At 64.0% G+C, this 16,984-nt stretch carries 13 protein-coding genes and 1 pseudogene; 4 read left to right on the top strand and 10 right to left on the bottom strand.

Annotated features, from left to right (window positions below; translation table 11 throughout):
• Nucleotides 1-128: 128 nt before the first annotated feature.
• The 5 genes from WN73_RS18140 to WN73_RS18160 form a co-directional block, all read right to left on the bottom strand.
• Complete coding sequence (locus WN73_RS18140; RefSeq protein ID WP_038967230.1) at nucleotides 129-1,088, bottom strand: helix-turn-helix domain-containing protein; 960 nt, start codon at nucleotides 1,086-1,088, stop codon at nucleotides 129-131.
• A 209-nt stretch (nucleotides 1,089-1,297) separates the two neighbouring features.
• On the bottom strand, nucleotides 1,298-1,615 hold the full coding sequence (locus WN73_RS18145; RefSeq protein WP_011087554.1) for an FtsB family cell division protein: 318 nt from the start codon (nucleotides 1,613-1,615) through the stop codon (nucleotides 1,298-1,300).
• Between the two features lie 145 nt (nucleotides 1,616-1,760).
• Nucleotides 1,761-2,312 carry an NADPH-dependent FMN reductase gene (locus WN73_RS18150; RefSeq protein WP_271554112.1) on the bottom strand — a complete coding sequence of 184 codons (552 nt, stop codon included), beginning with the start codon at nucleotides 2,310-2,312 and terminating at the stop codon, nucleotides 1,761-1,763.
• A gap of 174 nt (nucleotides 2,313-2,486) precedes the next feature.
• On the bottom strand, nucleotides 2,487-3,485 hold the full coding sequence (locus tag WN73_RS18155) for an MBL fold metallo-hydrolase (protein WP_271554113.1): 999 nt from the start codon (nucleotides 3,483-3,485) through the stop codon (nucleotides 2,487-2,489).
• A gap of 109 nt (nucleotides 3,486-3,594) precedes the next feature.
• Nucleotides 3,595-4,662: an AraC family transcriptional regulator gene (locus tag WN73_RS18160; RefSeq protein WP_439711366.1), complete on the bottom strand. Its 1,068-nt coding sequence runs from the start codon at nucleotides 4,660-4,662 to the stop codon at nucleotides 3,595-3,597.
• A gap of 9 nt (nucleotides 4,663-4,671) precedes the next feature.
• On the opposite strand from WN73_RS18160, the gene WN73_RS18165 reads away from it, so the two are divergent.
• The gene (locus WN73_RS18165; protein WP_011087558.1) at nucleotides 4,672-5,409 is read left to right on the top strand and encodes an SDR family oxidoreductase; all 738 of its coding nucleotides are present in this window, start codon (nucleotides 4,672-4,674) and stop codon (nucleotides 5,407-5,409) included.
• A 29-nt stretch (nucleotides 5,410-5,438) separates the two neighbouring features.
• Here WN73_RS18165 and WN73_RS18170 read toward each other — a convergent pair whose 3' ends face one another.
• The 4 genes from WN73_RS18170 to eno form a co-directional block, all read right to left on the bottom strand.
• Nucleotides 5,439-6,575 (bottom strand): zinc-binding dehydrogenase, encoded by a 1,137-nt coding sequence (locus tag WN73_RS18170; RefSeq protein WP_011087559.1) that lies wholly within the window; start codon nucleotides 6,573-6,575, stop codon nucleotides 5,439-5,441.
• 154 nt (nucleotides 6,576-6,729) lie between these two features.
• A complete protein-coding gene (locus WN73_RS18175; RefSeq protein ID WP_271554121.1) occupies nucleotides 6,730-7,461 on the bottom strand; it encodes a hypothetical protein in 732 nt (243 codons plus the stop codon).
• Between the two features lie 110 nt (nucleotides 7,462-7,571).
• Nucleotides 7,572-11,012 carry a hypothetical protein gene (locus WN73_RS18180; protein ID WP_271554123.1) on the bottom strand — a complete coding sequence of 1,147 codons (3,441 nt, stop codon included), beginning with the start codon at nucleotides 11,010-11,012 and terminating at the stop codon, nucleotides 7,572-7,574.
• Nucleotides 11,013-11,223: 211 nt separating this feature from the next.
• The gene (gene eno / locus WN73_RS18185) at nucleotides 11,224-12,507 is read right to left on the bottom strand and encodes a phosphopyruvate hydratase (RefSeq protein ID WP_011087562.1); all 1,284 of its coding nucleotides are present in this window, start codon (nucleotides 12,505-12,507) and stop codon (nucleotides 11,224-11,226) included.
• A gap of 177 nt (nucleotides 12,508-12,684) precedes the next feature.
• Between eno and WN73_RS18190 the strand changes: the two are divergent.
• The 3 genes and pseudogenes from WN73_RS18190 to WN73_RS18200 all read left to right on the top strand — a co-directional run bounded on the left by WN73_RS18190 (nucleotide 12,685) and on the right by WN73_RS18200 (nucleotide 14,993).
• Nucleotides 12,685-13,663: pseudogene (locus WN73_RS18190) on the top strand (Vgb family protein).
• Nucleotides 13,664-13,714: 51 nt separating this feature from the next.
• Nucleotides 13,715-14,167: a preQ(1) synthase gene (gene queF, locus WN73_RS18195; protein ID WP_038967228.1), complete on the top strand. Its 453-nt coding sequence runs from the start codon at nucleotides 13,715-13,717 to the stop codon at nucleotides 14,165-14,167.
• 16 nt (nucleotides 14,168-14,183) lie between these two features.
• The gene (locus WN73_RS18200) at nucleotides 14,184-14,993 is read left to right on the top strand and encodes a substrate-binding domain-containing protein (RefSeq protein ID WP_028171810.1); all 810 of its coding nucleotides are present in this window, start codon (nucleotides 14,184-14,186) and stop codon (nucleotides 14,991-14,993) included.
• 10 nt (nucleotides 14,994-15,003) lie between these two features.
• On the opposite strand, the gene glsA is transcribed toward WN73_RS18200, so the two are convergent.
• Complete coding sequence (glsA, locus tag WN73_RS18205; RefSeq protein WP_161534824.1) at nucleotides 15,004-16,878, bottom strand: glutaminase A; 1,875 nt, start codon at nucleotides 16,876-16,878, stop codon at nucleotides 15,004-15,006.
• Between the last annotated feature and the right edge of the window lie 106 nt (nucleotides 16,879-16,984).

Here is a 16,984-nt window from a genome sequence, read left to right on the forward strand (position 1 = left end):
CATGTCCCCGAACACCCGTCAGTCATGTCTCCGGGCTAAACAGCAGCGAAGCAATCCAGAGTCCCTCCGCGGAAAGATTCTGGATTGCTTCGCTACGCTCGCAATGACGGCTGAAAGGACAGTGGCCCTCAGTGGTTCAGCTCGAACCGCTTGAGCTTCCTGTGCAGGGTTGCGCGGCTGACGCCGAGGGCTTTGGCGGCCGCCGAAACATTGCCGCCCGCGCGGAGCAGCGCCCGCTGCACCACCGCGCGCTGACCGCCGGCGAGGTGGTCGCGCGCCGTATCGCCGCCGAGAAGATCGGCCGCGGGCACTGGCCGCAACGCCCGGCCTGGCGCGAGCCCAAGTCCCACCCGGGCGGAGCGGGTCGCGCCGATCACGAGATCGTCCGCATCGACCGCAACGAGGCCCCCGCACTGTCCGTCCGCAGCCGGCGTCAGCACGATGCGGGCATGGGCGAAAGCCCGGCGGAACAAGTCGGCCTCGATGCGCTTTGCCGCCTCGCCTGCCGCGAGCGCGATCAGATTGGAAAACGCATCGGTCCGGTCGGCGCGGCAGGAGGAGACGTCGAGCACGCCGGCAAACGCCGCCTCGTGGTCGTAGATCGGTACGGCGGTGCAGCTCAACAGCGTGTTGCGCGTGAAGAAGTGCTGGTCGCGGTCGATCGTCAGCGGCCGCTGCTCGACGACGCAAGTGCCGATGCCATTGGTGCCCTCGCGCTCCTCGCTCCAGAGCGCGCCGGTCCACAGACCCCAGGATTGGAAGGTGGTGTCGTCCGCCGGCGTGCCGCGACGATCCACCGGCACCCCCTCGCCGTCGGCCAGCAGCACGCAGCAGCCGGCCGCGCCAACCGCCTGGTAGAGCCGGTCCATCGCGCCTCGTGCAGCGGCGAGCAGCGGTGCGATCCGCTCGCGCGCCTCGCGGAGTTCCGCGTCGGTCAGCCGCTGGGGCAGGCCGCGGCCGGAGGGGTCGAGATGATGCAGTCGGGACGAACGGCGCCAGGAGGCCACGAGCGCGGAGCGAGCCGCCTGGCCTGATGCAATAGCGGCTTCGACACGAGCCGCGTGATGCTGGGGCATTGACCCATTCATCACCGTTTCCTCCGGGTGGCAATCTACGGCGTGCCGGCGCGGCCTGATTGATCTCTGTCAATCCTGGGGAGCGGTTGCGCCGCATAAGCCATGCCCCCGCCCGCGCTGCTCCGTCAAGGCGGCAAGACGACTGCGGTCTTGCGACCTTTGCAGGAGGCGGTCGGACCCGGCGCCGGCTTTCGATACCGGTTTCGAAACCTGCGCAAGCGCTAGTTCGGCGGGATCATCCGAACGAGATCGCGCGGATTGACATAGTCGAGCTGGAAGCGTGCCCGCTCGTCCAGCATGTCGGGATCGATCCTCGCGGAACGCAGCAGCGAGACGCGCTGCTCGCTCCTGGCGCGCTCGCGCTTGAGCTGGGCCAGCTCGCTCGTCAGCGCGATGATCTCCTGGTCGAGTTCCTGGCGGGCGTTGAGGCCGTATTTGCCGGTATAGGCGTTGACGCCGAAATAGCCGACGATGGCAGCCGCCATCGCATAGAGGGCAAGACCGGTCAGGATCGATTTGAGGCGCGCGCGGGAGACCATCTTGGGAAGATGGGGCAGCTTGGTTAAGGGAGCGCTAATCTTGGCAAACTGTCATTCCGGGGCGATGCGCAGCATCGAACCCGGAATCTCGAGATTCCGGGTTCGGCTCTTCGAGCCGCCCCCGGAATGACAAGGTTGTTCAGCCTCAGCCGTGATGCTTGGCCACGTGGGCGGCGAAGGCGTCGATATAGGCCTGGAGCACGGTCTTGAGCGCGTCCTTGGCGAGGTTACCCTCGGCATCGAAGGCGTCGCCAACCGCGTTCAGGTAGGTCTCGGGCTGCTGCATGATCGGGCCGGCAATGCCCGGCAGGATGTTCTGGAGCGTCTTGGCCGCGCTGACGCCGCCGAGCGGGCCCGGCGAGTTCGAGATGATGCCGACCGGCTTGCCGTTGAACGAGCTCTTGCCATAGGGGCGCGAGGCGACGTCGATGGCATTCTTGAGGACGCCCGGGATGGCGCGATTGTATTCCGGGGTGACGAACAGGACACCGTCCGACTTCTGGAGCTTTTCGCGGAAGGCCAGCCAGTCCGCGGGCGGCGCGCCCTCGAGGTCCTGGTTGAAGAAGGAGATGCCCGCCGGCGTGATGACCTCGAGCTTGAGAGAGGCCGGCGCGAGCTTCGCGAGCGCATTGGCGATCTTCAGCGAAAAACTGTCCTTGCGCAGGCTGCCGGCGATCACGACGATATTGTAGGCCATGGAGTGTCCTCAGAACTTGAGCGGGAGTGCCGGGCGGCACTTAAGCGATCCGGACCAATGGATGCAAGTGCATGAACCGGTCCGATTTGGAAACATTGAGTTTCTGAAACCGTCGTCCAAAACAATCAGGCCGCCAAGCGGCGGCCCGATCTTTCGCACAAACGTCCAGCCCGATCAGATCGTCGGATTCCAGGCCGACGGGATCAGGCGATATTTGGCGCCGTCCTTCTCGACATGGCCGACCGAGGGGAAGGTGAAGTGGAAGCCGATCACGGTCGCCTTCTCGGCCGCCGCCATGTCGTAGAATTTGTGGCGCGTCTGCTGCGCCAACGCGGCATCGGTGTCGAACACCACGTGCCAGTCCGGATTGCGCAGGAAGAACTCCGGAATGTTGGTGACATCGGACTGGATCAGCACCTTGGCATCGCCGGATGCAACCGCAAACGAGGTGTGGCCGGGCGTATGGCCGGGCGTCGCGATCGATGTGATGCCGGGCGCGACCTCCTTGCCCCACTCGTACTTGGTGACCTTGGATTCGAGGCCGGCGAAGGTCTTCTTCACGTTGGCGAAGTAGTTCTTCATCATCGCGTTGGACTCGGCCTTGGCGGCGTTGTCCTCGCTGGTCCAGAACTCCCAGTCCTTGCCCGGCACGATGATCTCCGCATTCGGGAACGCGAGCGCGCCGTCGGCGAGGCGAATGCCGTTGGTGTGGTCGGGATGCAGATGCGAGAGCAGCACGACGTCGATGCTCTTGGGATCGACGCCGGCGGCCGCGAGGTTCTGCAGGGTGCGGCCGACCGCGCCCTTGCTGGGCTCGAGATTGGCGACGCCGTTGCCCGTATCGATCAGAACGAGCTTGGAGCCGGTGTTGATGAGCTGCGGGTTGAACGGCACCGTGACCATGCCCTTGGGCATGTAGGCCGCCTCGCCCGCGGCGAGCGCCTCGTCCTTGGGCGCGTTGACGACGAACTTGTCCGGCATCGGGAAGGTGCGCGCGCCGTCATTGATCGAGGTGCACTCGAAGCTGCCGACCTTGTAGCGGTAGAAGCCCGGCGCCTGCGCCCCGGCTTGCGGCACTGAGGCACGAGCAGTGATCGGTCCGAGCCCGGTAACGGCAGCCGCGCCCACAGCGGCCGCGCCCGCCAGCAAGTGGCGGCGATTCAGATCAGTCATGGAAGTGTCCCCTTCTTTGCTTGCGGTTGTCCCGCTTTCAATAGCGGCGGAATAATCCCCCGCTTCGCTCAGAAGGCAAGACCTTCCTTCGGTGAGGTGCCGTCGCAGATCACGATAATTTATTTGGGGCGTTGGGGAATTTTTCGCCCGCGGCCTGTCCGCGCCAGTATCGCTTCGGTGCGTGGCCGTAGACTCGCTTGAAGGCATGTCCGAAGGCGCTCTCCGACGAGTATCCAAGCTGCGCGGCCGTTGCCGAAACGGTCGCTCCACGTCGTAGCTGATCGCGTGCAAGTCGCATTCGCCATCGAAGCAGGTAGTCGAGCGGCGCCAACCCCACAAGCGACTTAAACCGCTTCGAAAACGCGGATCGCGACATGGCGATCGCGTCGGCCAATGCTTCCAGGGTCCAGGGGTGAGCGGCGTTTTCGTGCATCAGCCTGATGGCCTTGCCGATCCTGGCATCGACCAGCGCGTTGATCCATCCAAAACCCTCGCCGGCACTCTGAGCCAGCGCCGCGCGGAGCACCTGGACGAGCAGGACGTCGGCAAGCCTGTCGGTGAGTACGGCCGCTCCGATTCCCGTCCCCCTGATCTCAAGGTCGAAAATCCCAAGCGTGGAATGAATGATGGGGGCCGACGGGCTGCGCGACGGTATGAGCAGAAAGCGAGGAAGCGCATCGAGCAGCAATCCGGCGTCCGACGCTTCGAAGCCGAAACTGCCGGCAAGCAGAACGGTATCGCTGCCCGCGTGACGCGCGACATCCGACTGCTTCCAATCGAACGCCGCTATGCCGTCTTCGGGAGCAAGGCGTTGGTCGTTGGCCAGAACATAGGCTGGTGCATTGGCCAGAAGAAAGCAGTCGCCGGTGACAAGCCGATGATGGGCTTCGTCACCGAAATCGATCCAGCAATCACCTCGGATGACCGCGCCGAACTTCAGGGCGGGTTTGGCCGGGAACCGATACGACCAATTGCCGCCCGCCTCGAACCTCGTGCAACGCGCAGCGCGAACGTTCAGGAGCGAGAAGACCTGAGACAGCGGGTCCGAGGCGTTACCCGAGGTCTCGTGCCTATCTGGGGGTGTGTCCAAGGCCTGATCCGATCTCGACGATTTTCGAGCACTTCGAGCATAGATCATCCTCGCTTTCGATGCGAAGTTCATCGCAACGAATTGCATGGAACATCTATGACGGGCATCGCAGGCAAAGTCATCGCCATCACGGGCGCCAGCAGCGGAATAGGCGCAGCCGCCGCCCGGCATCTCGCGGAACGTGGCGCCATCGTGGTCCTCGGCGCACGGCGCGCCGACCGGCTGGAGATGCTGGCCGCGAGCATCGCGTCAAAGGGCGGAAAGGCGTCGTACCTCGTCACCGACGTCAGGCAACGCGAGGATGTCGCCGGGCTCGTCGGACTGGCAACGGATCGATACGGGAAGCTGGACGTCCTGATCAACAATGCGGGGATTGCCCCGATTTCGCTCCTGGACGATCTGAGGGTCGACGACTGGGACGACATGATCGACGTGAACGTGAAGGGCGTGCTCTACGGGATCGCCGCGGCCCTGCCCGTGTTCCGTCGTCAGGGCTTCGGCCATTTCGTCAACACCCTGTCGACCGCCGGCCTCAAGATCGTTCCGACAATGGCCGTCTATGCGGGGTCCAAGAATGCCGTCAGGGCGATTTCCGAAGGACTTCGTCAGGAGGTCGGCCCGTCCCTTCGCGTGACGACCATCTCACCCGGTTATGTCGACACCGAACTGCCGTCCTCCATGACGGATTCCGCGTTACGGGAGCAAGGACAGGCAAGCATGAAGGCGATGGCCATTCCGGCGAGCGCAATCGCGGAGGCGATGGCCTTCGCGATAGCGCAGCCGGATAGCGTGGACGTCGGCGAGATCGTTATTCGCCCCACGGCTCAGGCATAAATTCGATCAGGCCTGGACGCCATCGCTCGTCACGACTTATTCGGGTTGATGAGGAATTTTTCGCCGGTGGCCCGTTTGGCGTAGACCGCGATGTTGGCGGGATCGAGCGCCTCGGGAAGCGAGACCACCTTGGTGTAGTGGCTGGCGAAGGTGGTCTTCAATTCGTTCACGACGCGCTGGCGCAGCCGTCCGATGTCGGCCGGACCGATCTTCTGAAGGAACGGGGTCAGCAGCCAACCGCCGACGCCCCAGGCCATGCCGAAGCCGCGCGGCAGTTCGATCGGGCGGATATCGAGCGCGCCGTAGACATAGACCTGCTTGTGCACGCTGGAGCCGTAGCGGCTGTATTCCTTGGCGGTCTTGTTGATCGCGATTTCCATGCAGTTGAGGATGTCGCCGGCAAGCTTGCCACCGCCGATGGCGTCGAAGGCAATAGTGGCGCCGGTCTCGACCAGCGCGGCCGTGAGATCGTCGAGGAAGCTCGGCACGCTGGAATCGACGACGTATTTGGCACCGATCTTGTTCAGGATCTCCGCCTGCTCCTTGCTGCGCACGATGTTGACGAGCGGAATGCCGTCCTTGATGCAGATCTTGTTCAGCATCTGCCCGAGATTGGAGGCGGCAGCGGTATGCACCAGCGCCTTGTGGCCTTCGCGCCGCATCGTCTCGGTCATGCCGAGCGCGGTGAGCGGATTGACGAACCAGGACGCGCCCTCCGCCGCCGTCGTGCCGTCAGGCAATGGCTGGCAGTCCCTCGCCTTCAGGGTCCGGTATTGCGAGTACATGGCGCCGCCGATCATCGCGACCGTCTTGCCCATCAGCGCCTTCGCGGCATCCGACGAGCCGGTCTTGATGACGACGCCGGCACCTTCATTGCCGACCGGCAGGGATTGGTCGAGCCGCGCGCCCATCGCGCGCATCGCACCGTCAGGCACTTTCGCGGTGATGACGGGCGCCTGCTTTGTGCCGGAGAGCTTCGCCGTGCTCATGTCGGCCGCGCCGACGAGCAGACCGAGATCGGACGGGTTGATCGGCGCCGCCTCGACGCGGACGACCACCTCGTCCTCGGCGGGCTCGGGGGTCGGCACGTCGAGAAGCGAGATTTCCAGCTCGCCGCTCTTCTTGATCAGCGAACGCAGTTGCAGTCCGGTTTCGCCATCGCTCATGTCGATCCTCCCTTGATGCAGGAGCGTCAGCGAGGCCTTGGGCCCTCGACCAACTCATGGCCTCAGGCCCAGGCATTGCAGCGCGACGCGCCCGGATAGGCGGCCTCCTTACCAAGTTCCGGCTCGCCGCGCAGCAACTGATTGAACAGGAAGCCTAGCCGACGGGAACGGCGGATTCGCGCTGCAGGATGTGCGGCTGGCTGCGCGGATGCAGATGCTGAAGTCCGATCGGCATGTCCTGCCCCAGCGGACGGGGGCCGCCGAGATCGACATCCGTCGAATACGCAAATGCATTGGTCGGCGACAGCCCCGATACCTTGAAGCATAGCCGCGCCTCCGGCAGACCGCCGCCGTAATCCTTGGGCGGTGCATATTCAACCGAAAGCCACACGATGTTGAAGCAGGCCGGACTGAGGAGCCCGATCATCCATTCGCCGGTGAAGGCCTCTGGCGTCACGTAGGTCCAGGCGTGCGGGTTGCTGCCAAGGCTCCAAAGTCCGAAGCCGGGCAAAACCGTAGCTCCGTCGGGCCCGCCAGTGACCCTGAGGTAGAGCTGAATCCATTCGGCTCCCAGCGAGAACGTGAAGACATAGGTCTTCCCGGTCATCACGGCATTGCTGCTCATGTCGCTGATGTACAGTGGCTGGTAGATGCCGGCCTGGTAAGTGTAGCCGTAGGTCGTCGGGACCATTCCCTGGGCGCCGAACGCGGTGCCGTTTCCGGACCAGTATTGCTTGCCCGGCTTCCACGGCGGCGGAGGTTCGTTGGGCGGCCCGTAGGCAAGCGCTCCGGCCGTCACCTTCAGTCCGTTCACCGCGCCGCTGCTGATGTACGATGCGTTGTTGTCGAGGTTGAGGCCGACAGTAAGCCTGCCTTTGGTCTGCAAGGTCGGATCCGAGCGGGCATGAAAATATCCTCTGATGAAACAGCCTGGGTGAAAATCAGTTTGCGAAATTTGAGCAGTATGAGCGTCCCTCCGGACGCGCGGCCCGTGACCTAGGCCGAGCCCATCGAGACGCGCCTTGCAGTCAGCGTCGTCCCTTGCTCCGAATCGATGATCTCCTTGCCGTGGACGATCTTGGCGATTCCGGCGCTGACGTCGCTGACGATATCCACGACGCCGAGGAAGATACGGGCATCAAGCGGATCAAGCGTGTGCTTGGCCGGCTTTGCGATCGCCGACAATGACCCGGCGGCGCCGGCAACCCATTCCGACACCCGCGCCGTGCCCGCACTTTCCTTCTCGAAGAACATCCATGCATTCATCGCCAAGGACAGGATGCCGCCGGCACTCAGTGCGCAAGATCCCGGGAACGAGCCGCGCGGACCATCCTTGAACTTACGGGCGATGCCCCACAAGAACTTGAACGCGATATTGCCGAACCCGGACAGCCAGGCCGCCGAGGTGGCCTTGTTGACCGGCGTGTCGAACGCGAGCCGTGCGAACGGGCCTCCGGGCCAGGCGAGAAACTGGATCAAGGTCGGGCCGAGAATCACGACGGCCAGCGCTTGCCAGGCAGGCGGGTTGTCGAACAATCCGACATCGAGCCCGACGTCGGCGACGCACCAGACCGTCGCCTGAACGAGGCCGGACAGGATCAGCAGAACGCCGATCTCCTTCTTGCTCGACGCAACGCCCTGCTCGGCTTGTTCGAGCGAGAACGGAGAATCCTCGAAGATGATGCGATAGAGCGTGGTCGCAACGAAAGCGCAGAGCAACGAGCCGAGGCCGACGACGGTCAACCCCTCCGAAGACCCCGGGTTGATCAGATCGTAGAGCGCCTGAATGACGAAGTTATTGATGGAGGCGCCGAACACTGCGGTGTTGAGCGCGACGAGATCCTTGGCGAAGAAGTTCAAAACGGATTGAACCAGTCCATCGAGGACGCGCAGAACGGCCAGGATCAGGTCTTTCACCTCGCCGAGGATCGTGGCGAGCAGCACCTTGCCGAACTCCGACGTGCTGGTTGCCAGCGCCCGCAAGCGTTTCATGCTTGCCTGGATGAGCTTCGCGATCTCGGTGGCGAATGTCGACTGGACCCGCGAGATGAGAGCCATCGCATCCTGCACCATCGCCGACGGGATATTGATGCCAAGGCTGATGAGGCTGCCGAACGAAACCTTGTCCATCAGCCAGTTGGCGACGCTTGCGCTGTCCTCGATGATTTCGAGAAACGTGCTCACGCCGGACGGCGCATCCATCCCGTCATCCGCATCGATCTTGCCGAGATCCTTCTCGATCCCCGCAAAGGCCTGCTTGACGGTACCTTCCATGGTCTCAAAGAAGCTGTGACTGACCTTGCCGCCGTCGGCGGCAAAGCCTGCGAGCGAAACCAGACCCTGGCTGAATATCCGCTCGAACTTCCGCTTGGTGGCCCAGATGTCCTTGCGCGCATCGCTCAACAGCCAGGCAAAGAAATTGTAGAGCCCGACGAAGAACGTCCTGACCGCGTTGAAGACGGTTTCCACGAAGCGGAACGCGCTTTCCACGGTGTCGACGATGCCGTTCCATACGATCTTGAGCTTGTCCGCCACCCAGTTGATGGCGAGTTCGAAACCGGAGGCGATCGGCTTGATGACGTAGTCGTACACCGCATCGACCGCGGTCTCGAACGCATTGCCGATCGCCTCGATCGCGTCCTCGAAGAAGTCGAGGAGTCCAAAATCCGGACTGGTGCGCAATGCCGCGATCTCGACGATGGCGGCGTCCGCCTCCGCATCGGTGAGAGTCTTGAAGACGGCCCGCCCGCCGGCAACGGTGAAGCGGAAGGGCTGCCGGGGCTGCGCGCGCATCGGCAGCGGCAGCCGAAGGTCGTCCCTGGCATTGATGCGCGCCCGCACCAACGCGACCGGCCCGTCATGGATGTTGGCCATCGCTTCCGTGACGGCCAGTCGGATTTGATCGGCATCGCCGGCGAACTCGCTCGGCACGAGCTGCTTGACCTGGGCTGTCGTGATGTTGCGCAGCCGTTCCTGCACATCATAATTGGGCGTCACCGCGAAATCGCCGCCGTCCATCATCAGGTCCGGCAGCCTGGCGCTCAGCCCCACGGCATTCAGCGACCGCGTCTCCGTCGTGACCCGCAGGCGGCCGGACGCATCGGTCGTGAACGTCAGGGCCCGCGCCGGACCAAGGGTCACGACCTGCCCGGCGATCGAGGCGCTCATGATCTCGGTCGATTTTAGCGCGACCTTGGCGTTGGAAAGGGTCACGCCATTCGCGTCATAGAAAGTCAGCGTCGTCGAATAGGTCTTCTGCTCGACGAGCTTGCGGGTCAGCGGCGGATACTGAATCGGCTCCTGATTCCAGCCGCCCTTGCTGCCGTCAGGCGAAGCCGGATCGTCCGGCGGACTCTGCCACATCCGCATCAGGCCCTTTGTGGGCACGTAACCAACCAGCTCCGCATCGCCCTCCGTCCCCCGCGCAGTCAGGATGTTCCTCAGGCGAAGGAAGAAGTCGAATTTGGTGTCCGACGGCGGCGTCGCGATGAATTGCAGCGAGCCGCTGTCATCGAGCGCAAACAGCGCCAATGGATTGGCGCCGGCGCTCGCAACCGCCAGCGCGGTCGCCTTGATCGTGGAATCCACGACCACGAAACCGGCGTCCGGATTGCCACCGTCGAGATACTGGATCTGCGGCCGATCGGTCATGTCACCGGGATCGGCAATGAACACCGCCGAATTGTTGTCCGCCTGCGTACCAACGGCCAGCGAGCGGAATACGATGTTCGCCGCCAGCAATGTTGCCGTTGCCGTGAAGGGAGCCGCCACGGTGAACAGATCCAGCGCGACGGGCGTCGCCTCGGCGGTGTTCGCGAACAAGAGACAATCGATGTCCGCGACGGTGCAGCTCTCGATGATGGTCTGGTCGGTATCGGCGATGTACTGCCAGCTCGGAGCGGCAGCATCCCAGCCGATGCGCCACAGGCTGGACTGGCCGTTGGACCCCGGCGAGGGGCTGAGCAACGCGAACAGTTCGAGCTTGCCCGCGATTGCAAAGGCCGCAAGCTTGCTGGCCTGCATGAATACAGGCACCGAGCCGTCCGGTGCGATCGGCTGCGGCGCGCTCCAGCTTCCCCCGCTCTGGCGCGTCATGACATAAACATCGGGCGCCGCCGCATTCGAGCCGATGGCAAAGACCGTGAACCTGCCGCTGGCATCGATGCCGCCGACAACCTGGCTCGGCTGAAGGGTGGCATCGACCACCTCCTCGCTCCAGCCCGTATCGCTGTCAGGGTCCCGGCGCAGCGACATGATGTTGCCGGTCGCTCCGAGGTAAAGCAGGCTGTAACTGCCGTCGGCCTGTTGTATCGCCGTCAGATCCGTCTCGCCGGTCAGATCGGTGGCGTAGACGTAGTCGTCCATCAATTGACCGCTGGCCTGAACGGTAACGGTTCCATCCGTGCTGACGGCTCGGGTTGCTCGCAATCTGGTCATTTTGGCGCTCCGCGTTGGGCGAGGCAAAGCACCGGCGCTTCCGCGCCCGACACGCGCGGAACGTCAAATTGCTAAAAAATGAAATAAGAAAAAAGTAGCCTCACCTTTAAGGTGTATGAGCACATCACGACAACCATCCGGCGTCAACGCGCATGCGACTGAGCGTCGATCAAGCTAACGTGACGCCGGAGAATTGGCTTGGCGAGGCGCGTTAGGCCAGCGCCTTCAGTGCCGCCTTGCCGCCATAGAGCGCCTGCTTGCCGAGCTGTTGCTCGATGCGCAGGAGCTGGTTGTACTTGGCGGTGCGATCGGAACGCGCAAGGGAGCCGGTCTTGATCTGACCGCAATTGGTGGCGACGGCGAGGTCGGCGATGGTGGAATCCTCGGTCTCGCCGGAGCGGTGCGACATCACAGAGGTGTAGCCCGCCTTGTGCGCCATTTCGACGGCGGCGAGCGTCTCGGTCAGCGTGCCGATCTGGTTGACCTTGATCAGGATCGAGTTGGCCCGGCCCGCCTTGATGCCTTCGGCGAGGCGCTTGACGTTGGTGACGAACAGATCGTCGCCGACGAGCTGGCACTTCTTGCCGATGAGGTCGGTGAGCTCCTTCCAGCCGTCCATGTCGTCTTCCGACATGCCGTCCTCGATGGTCACGATCGGATAGCGCGCAACGAGATCGGCAAGGTACTTGGCCTGCTCGGAGATCGAACGGGTCTTGCCCTCGCCTTCATAGACGTACTTGCCGTCCTTGAAGAACTCGGTCGAGGCGCAGTCGAGGCCGATCACGATGTCGCTGCCCGCCTTGAAGCCGGCCTTGCCGATCGCGTTCATGACGAATTCGAGCGCGGCGTCCGCCGACGGCAGGTTCGGGGCAAAGCCGCCCTCGTCGCCGACATTGGTATTGTGGCCGGCCTTCTTCAGCTCCGACTTCAGCGTGTGGAAAACCTCCGCGCCGTAACGCAGGCCCTCGGCAAAGCTCGACGCGCCGACGGGCAGGATCATGAACTCCTGGAAGTCGATCGGGTTGTCGGCATGCACGCCGCCGTTGATGATGTTCATCATCGGCACCGGCAACAGCCGCGCCGAGGTGCCGCCGACGTAACGGTAGAGCGGCATGTCGAGCGAGTTCGCAGCCGCCTTGGCGCAGGCGAGCGACACGCCGAGGATGGCATTGGCACCAAGGCGGCTCTTGTTCGGGGTGCCGTCGAGGTCGATCATGATCTGGTCGATCTGGGCCTGCTGCTCGACATCGAGGCCGCTCAAGGCCTCGAAGATCTCGCCGTTGACGGCGCCGACCGCCTTGGTGACGCCCTTGCCGAGATAGCGGGCCTTGTCGCCGTCGCGCAGTTCCACCGCCTCATGGGCGCCGGTGGAGGCGCCTGATGGCACCGCGGCGCGGCCGAGCGCGCCATCTTCCAGCACGACGTCGACCTCGACGGTGGGATTGCCACGGCTGTCGAGGATTTCGCGGCCGATGATGTCGATGATGGCGGTCATGATGTTGCACTTCCGTTCGTTAGGTTTGATCGGTTCGCCGCGGGTCTTACACGGAGCGCAAGCAAATGTGAACGCTTGGACGGCGAGCTTCGACTGACGCGTGAATTCCCCAAGACTAAGCTTGAGAACACTGGGTCTGCGCGTCCATCCTCAATCCTAGACAGTCGGGGTAACGCCATGAATCGCCGCCAGTTTCTTGCTTCCAGCGCCGCCCTCCTCGCCGTTAGCCCATCTTTTGCGCAGGAGGGCCCGTTCCGGACAAAATATTTCCCCATCAGTGCCGGGATCGGGCTGCACGACCTCGCGCCAGCCCCCGACGGCACGGTCTGGTTCACCGCGCAGGGCAAGGGCATGCTCGGCAGGCTCGATCCGAAGGATGGCACCTTCAAGACCGTCAGCCTCGGCCAGGGCGCCGCGCCGCACGGCGTGACGATCGGTCCCGATGGCGCGCCCTGGATCACCGAGGGCGGACAGAATGCGATCGCGCGGGTCGATCCCGGCGATCTCAAGGTCACGCTGTTCCGCCTGCCGGAGAAATTCGCCTCCGCCAATCTCAATACCGGCGTGTTCGACAAGGACGGCACCTACTGGTTCACCGGACAGTCCGGCTATTACGGCCGGCTCAAGCCGAAGTCTGGCGAGATGGACGTGTTCCGGGCGCCCAAGGGCGTCGGCCCCTACGGCATCACCGTGACGCCCAAGGGCGACGTCTGGTACGCCTCGCTCGCCGGCAGCTATATCGGCGAAGATCGATCTTGCGACCGGCAACGCCAATGTGGTCGAGCCGCCAACGCCGAACCAGGGATCGCGGCGCGTCTGGTCGGATTCGAAGAGCCGGATCTGGGTCAGCGAATGGAACAGCGGCCATGTCTCGGTGCACGATCCCGCTGACGGTTCCTGGAAGACCTGGAAGCTGCCGGGAGATCGTCCCCGCACCTACGCCGTCTATGTCGACGACAAGGACAAGGTCTGGCTGACCGATTTTTCCGCCAATGCCATCGTCCGCTTCGATCCCATGACCGAAAAATTCAACGTCTTCGCCAGCGACAAGCCGAATGCCAATGTCCGCCAGCTCGACGGCAGGCCGGGCGAGCTCTGGGGCTGCGAGTCCGGCAACGACCGCATCGTCATGATCCAGACAATCGCGACCGGTTGACGGCAGCTTCAATTGCGTCCATCCCGGCATCCGCAAAAGGATGTGACGACGATGGCGAAAAAATCCCTCCAGCTCGGCCGCGCGGTCGAATGGCCGCACACACCGGAAGAAGCCCAGCTCGACCGCGTGCCCAATCCGCAAAAGGGCACCGACTATCTGGTGCGCTTCACCGTGCCGGAATTCACCTCGCTGTGCCCGGTCACAGGACAACCGGATTTCGCGCATCTGATGATCGACTACGCACCCGGCCCATGGCTGCTGGAGTCGAAATCGCTGAAACTCTACATCGCGAGCTTCCGCAATCACGGCGCCTTCCACGAGGATTGCACCGTGATGATCGGCAAGCGCATCGCCTCGGAGATCAAACCGAAATGGCTCCGCATCGGCGGCTACTGGTATCCGCGCGGCGGCATCCCGATCGACGTGTTCTGGCAGACCGGCCGCGTGCCGAAGGGCCTGTGGGTGCCGGAGCAAGGCGTCGCGCCCTATCGCGGGCGGGGCTAGCTGGAGACCAACGACGATGAAATCGACATCTGACAAATTTCGCGGCCTTGTCCTGAACCTTTCCTTGGGCCTTCTGAGCGTCCTGTGGCTGACCGGCGCGTCCGACGCGGCCGAGGTCCGGGTGATGATTTCCGGCGGTCTGACAGCGGCCTATCAGGCGCTCGTGCCGGAGTTCGAGAAAGCCACCGGGAACAAGGTGCTGACCGCGTTCGGGCCTTCGATGGGCACCACCACCAATGCGATCCCGGTCCGGCTGGAGCGGGGCGAGCCGGCCGATGTCCTGATCATGGTGGGCTATGCCCTCAACGACCTCGCCAGCAAGGGCAAGGTCGTTGCCGGCAGTCAGGTCGATCTGACCAGATCGCCGATCGGGATTGCCGTCAAGTCGGGCGCGCCGAAGCCGGACATCAGCTCGGTGGAAGCCGTCAAGCGTGCGCTGCTGGCGGCGAAGACGATCGCCTATTCGGACAGCGCCAGCGGCGTCTACGTCTCGACCGAGATGTTCGACAAGCTTGGCATTGCCGATGTCATGAAGGACAAGGCGCGCAAGATTCCGGCCACGCCGGTCGGCGAGATCGTCGCGCATGGCGAGGCCGAACTGGGCTTTCAGCAGATCAGCGAACTGAAGCCGGTGAAGGGCATCGATATCGTCGGACCGCTGCCGAGCGAATTGCAGAAGATCACGATCTTCTCAGCCGGCATCGCGACCGTTTCAAAGGAGCCCGAGGCTGGCCGGGCCTTGATCAAGTTCCTCGCCTCCCCCGCTGCCCGCGACACGATCATTGCGAGCGGCATGGAGCCGATCGCTGCCGGTGGAGCGAATTAGGCCCGGCCTCCTAATACGCGCTCAGCAGGTCGACCTTGGCATTGGCCGCCACCAGCCGCCGCGCCAGGATTGCGGCGAGGTTGCGCATGATCTTCAGCGCGGTCTCCGGGTGCAACCGGCGGTAATCGGCAAAGCTGTCGAGCGGCAGTTCGAGGCAGGCAACGGGCGTATCGGCAAACACGTCGGCGCTGCGGGTTCGCTCCAGGATCGCCATCTCACCGAACTCCATGCCGGGACCGAGCGAGGCCAGCCGAACGCCGCTCCGCAGCTTCACGCTGACCATGCCGCTCTGGAGGAAGAACAGCGAATTGGCGGGCGCGCCGGCGGCGATGACGCGCTGGCCGGCCGTGTAGTGCCGTGTGGTCGAGAGTTTGACGATGGCGGCGATCTCGTCGGTGTCGAGCTCGGCCAGCAAGGCCTGCTCGCCGAGATGCGCGCTCTCCTTCACGTCGGTGAAGCCGCCGAAGCGATAGATCACCTGGTCCTCGGCCCATTCGATGGCATCGTCGAGCAGCGCGAAGCGGCGCAGCCGGCGTGGATCCCCCGTGCGCGCGGCGATCGCGGCCCAGACCGCGGAGGCCTCCTCGAGGCCGGACAGAATCGTGGTGACGTTGGCATTGCCGAGCGCCGTCAGCGTCTCGCCCAGAAGCTCCGCACCGGCCGCGGTGATGTCGGGCACGCGGCGGAAATCGATGATCAACAGCGGCGCGTTCGGCGGCTCACTGGTCAGTCTTCGCGTGACGTAATCGATGGTGCCGAAATTCAGCGCGCCGACGAGCTCGAGGATGCGGATGTCGCTGTGACGCTCGTCAAGAATCTGCTGCTCGTGCGGCTGGCGGCTGCGGCGCGAGGAGATGCCGTAGACGTCGTAATCCGCCATGACGCTGGTGCGGACGTCGGCATTGCGGTTGAGCATGTGCAGGTCGAACCGCGCCGACAGTGCCTCGCAGACCTTCAGGCCGCGCACGCTGTTGAAGTGATTGTCGAGCAGCGGCGAGAAGGTGCCCAGTCCCAGTTGCGAGGGCAGCGCTGCGACGATGCCGCCGCCGACGCCGCTCTTGGCGGGGATGCCGACGCGATAGGTCCACTCGCCGGCATAGTCGTACATGCCCGAGCTCGTCATCACCGACAGCGTGCGGGCGACGATGTGCGGCGTGATCACCTGCGCGCCCGTCACCGGATTGATGCCGCGATTGGCGAGAGTTGCCGCCATCACCGCCAGATCGCGCGCCGTCACCAGGATCGCGCATTGGCGGAAATAGACGTCGAGCACCGCGTCGACGTCATCCGGCAGCACCGCGTAATTGCGGAGCAGCCACGCGATCGCGCGGTTGCGGTTGCCCGTCGCGGTCTCCGAGGCATGCACGGCCTCGTCGACGCCGAGCTCGCGCCCGGCGAACTCGCTGAGTTTTGAGCGGACACGCTCGAAAGCACCCTTGCCGTCCACCTCGTAGATCAGGCCCGAGCAGGCAATCGCACCGGCATTGACCATCGGGTTGAAGGGACGGTTGTCGTTGGTGAGCCGGATCGAATTGAAGGCTTCGCCGCTCGGCTCGACGCCGATGGTGGCCGAGACGCGCTCCTCGCCCACCGTCTCCAGCGCCAGCGCGAACACGAAGGCCTTCGAGACCGACTGGATCGTGAACGGCACCGCGCTGTCGCCGACCTCGTAGACATGGCCGTCGATGGTGACGAGCGCGATGCCGAAATGATCGGGGTTGGCGCGCTTCAGCTCGGGAATGTAATCGGCAAGCTCGCCCGAACCGTCGCCCCTGAACTCCTCGTGGCAATCGGTCAGGAAACGCCGCAGTGGCGGCCTGGTGGGATATCCGGCCGACCGGGTCGCGCCGGCTACGCTGGGCAAACGGATGGGCTGGGCGTCCACGGTCTCACACCTCGGTTTGCCCAGAATAAAAGCAATTCGTGTGCCATGTATACGGAGCCGACGGTGTCGTGGTGGGGCGATCCCCCCTTAAGGACCGAATAAAATC

The organism is Bradyrhizobium sp. CCBAU 45394, assembly GCF_028128655.1.
Classification (GTDB): Bacteria; Pseudomonadota; Alphaproteobacteria; order Rhizobiales; family Xanthobacteraceae; genus Bradyrhizobium; species Bradyrhizobium diazoefficiens.

Excerpts from the sequence above, each read along its gene's own strand:
- WN73_RS18140 (WP_038967230.1), bottom strand. The coding sequence starts at position 1,088 with ATGAATGGGTCAATGCCCCAGCATCACGCGGCTCGTGTCGAAGCCGCT.
- WN73_RS18145 (WP_011087554.1), bottom strand. The coding sequence starts at position 1,615 with ATGGTCTCCCGCGCGCGCCTCAAATCGATCCTGACCGGTCTTGCCCTC.
- WN73_RS18150 (WP_271554112.1), bottom strand. The coding sequence starts at position 2,312 with ATGGCCTACAATATCGTCGTGATCGCCGGCAGCCTGCGCAAGGACAGT.
- WN73_RS18155 (WP_271554113.1), bottom strand. The coding sequence starts at position 3,485 with ATGACTGATCTGAATCGCCGCCACTTGCTGGCGGGCGCGGCCGCTGTG.
- WN73_RS18160 (WP_439711366.1), bottom strand. The coding sequence starts at position 4,662 with ATGCAATTCGTTGCGATGAACTTCGCATCGAAAGCGAGGATGATCTAT.
- WN73_RS18165 (WP_011087558.1), top strand. The coding sequence starts at position 4,672 with ATGACGGGCATCGCAGGCAAAGTCATCGCCATCACGGGCGCCAGCAGC.
- WN73_RS18170 (WP_011087559.1), bottom strand. The coding sequence starts at position 6,575 with ATGAGCGATGGCGAAACCGGACTGCAACTGCGTTCGCTGATCAAGAAG.
- WN73_RS18180 (WP_271554123.1), bottom strand. The coding sequence starts at position 11,012 with ATGACCAGATTGCGAGCAACCCGAGCCGTCAGCACGGATGGAACCGTT.
- eno (WP_011087562.1), bottom strand. The coding sequence starts at position 12,507 with ATGACCGCCATCATCGACATCATCGGCCGCGAAATCCTCGACAGCCGT.
- queF (WP_038967228.1), top strand. The coding sequence starts at position 13,715 with ATGGCGAAAAAATCCCTCCAGCTCGGCCGCGCGGTCGAATGGCCGCAC.
- WN73_RS18200 (WP_028171810.1), top strand. The coding sequence starts at position 14,184 with ATGAAATCGACATCTGACAAATTTCGCGGCCTTGTCCTGAACCTTTCC.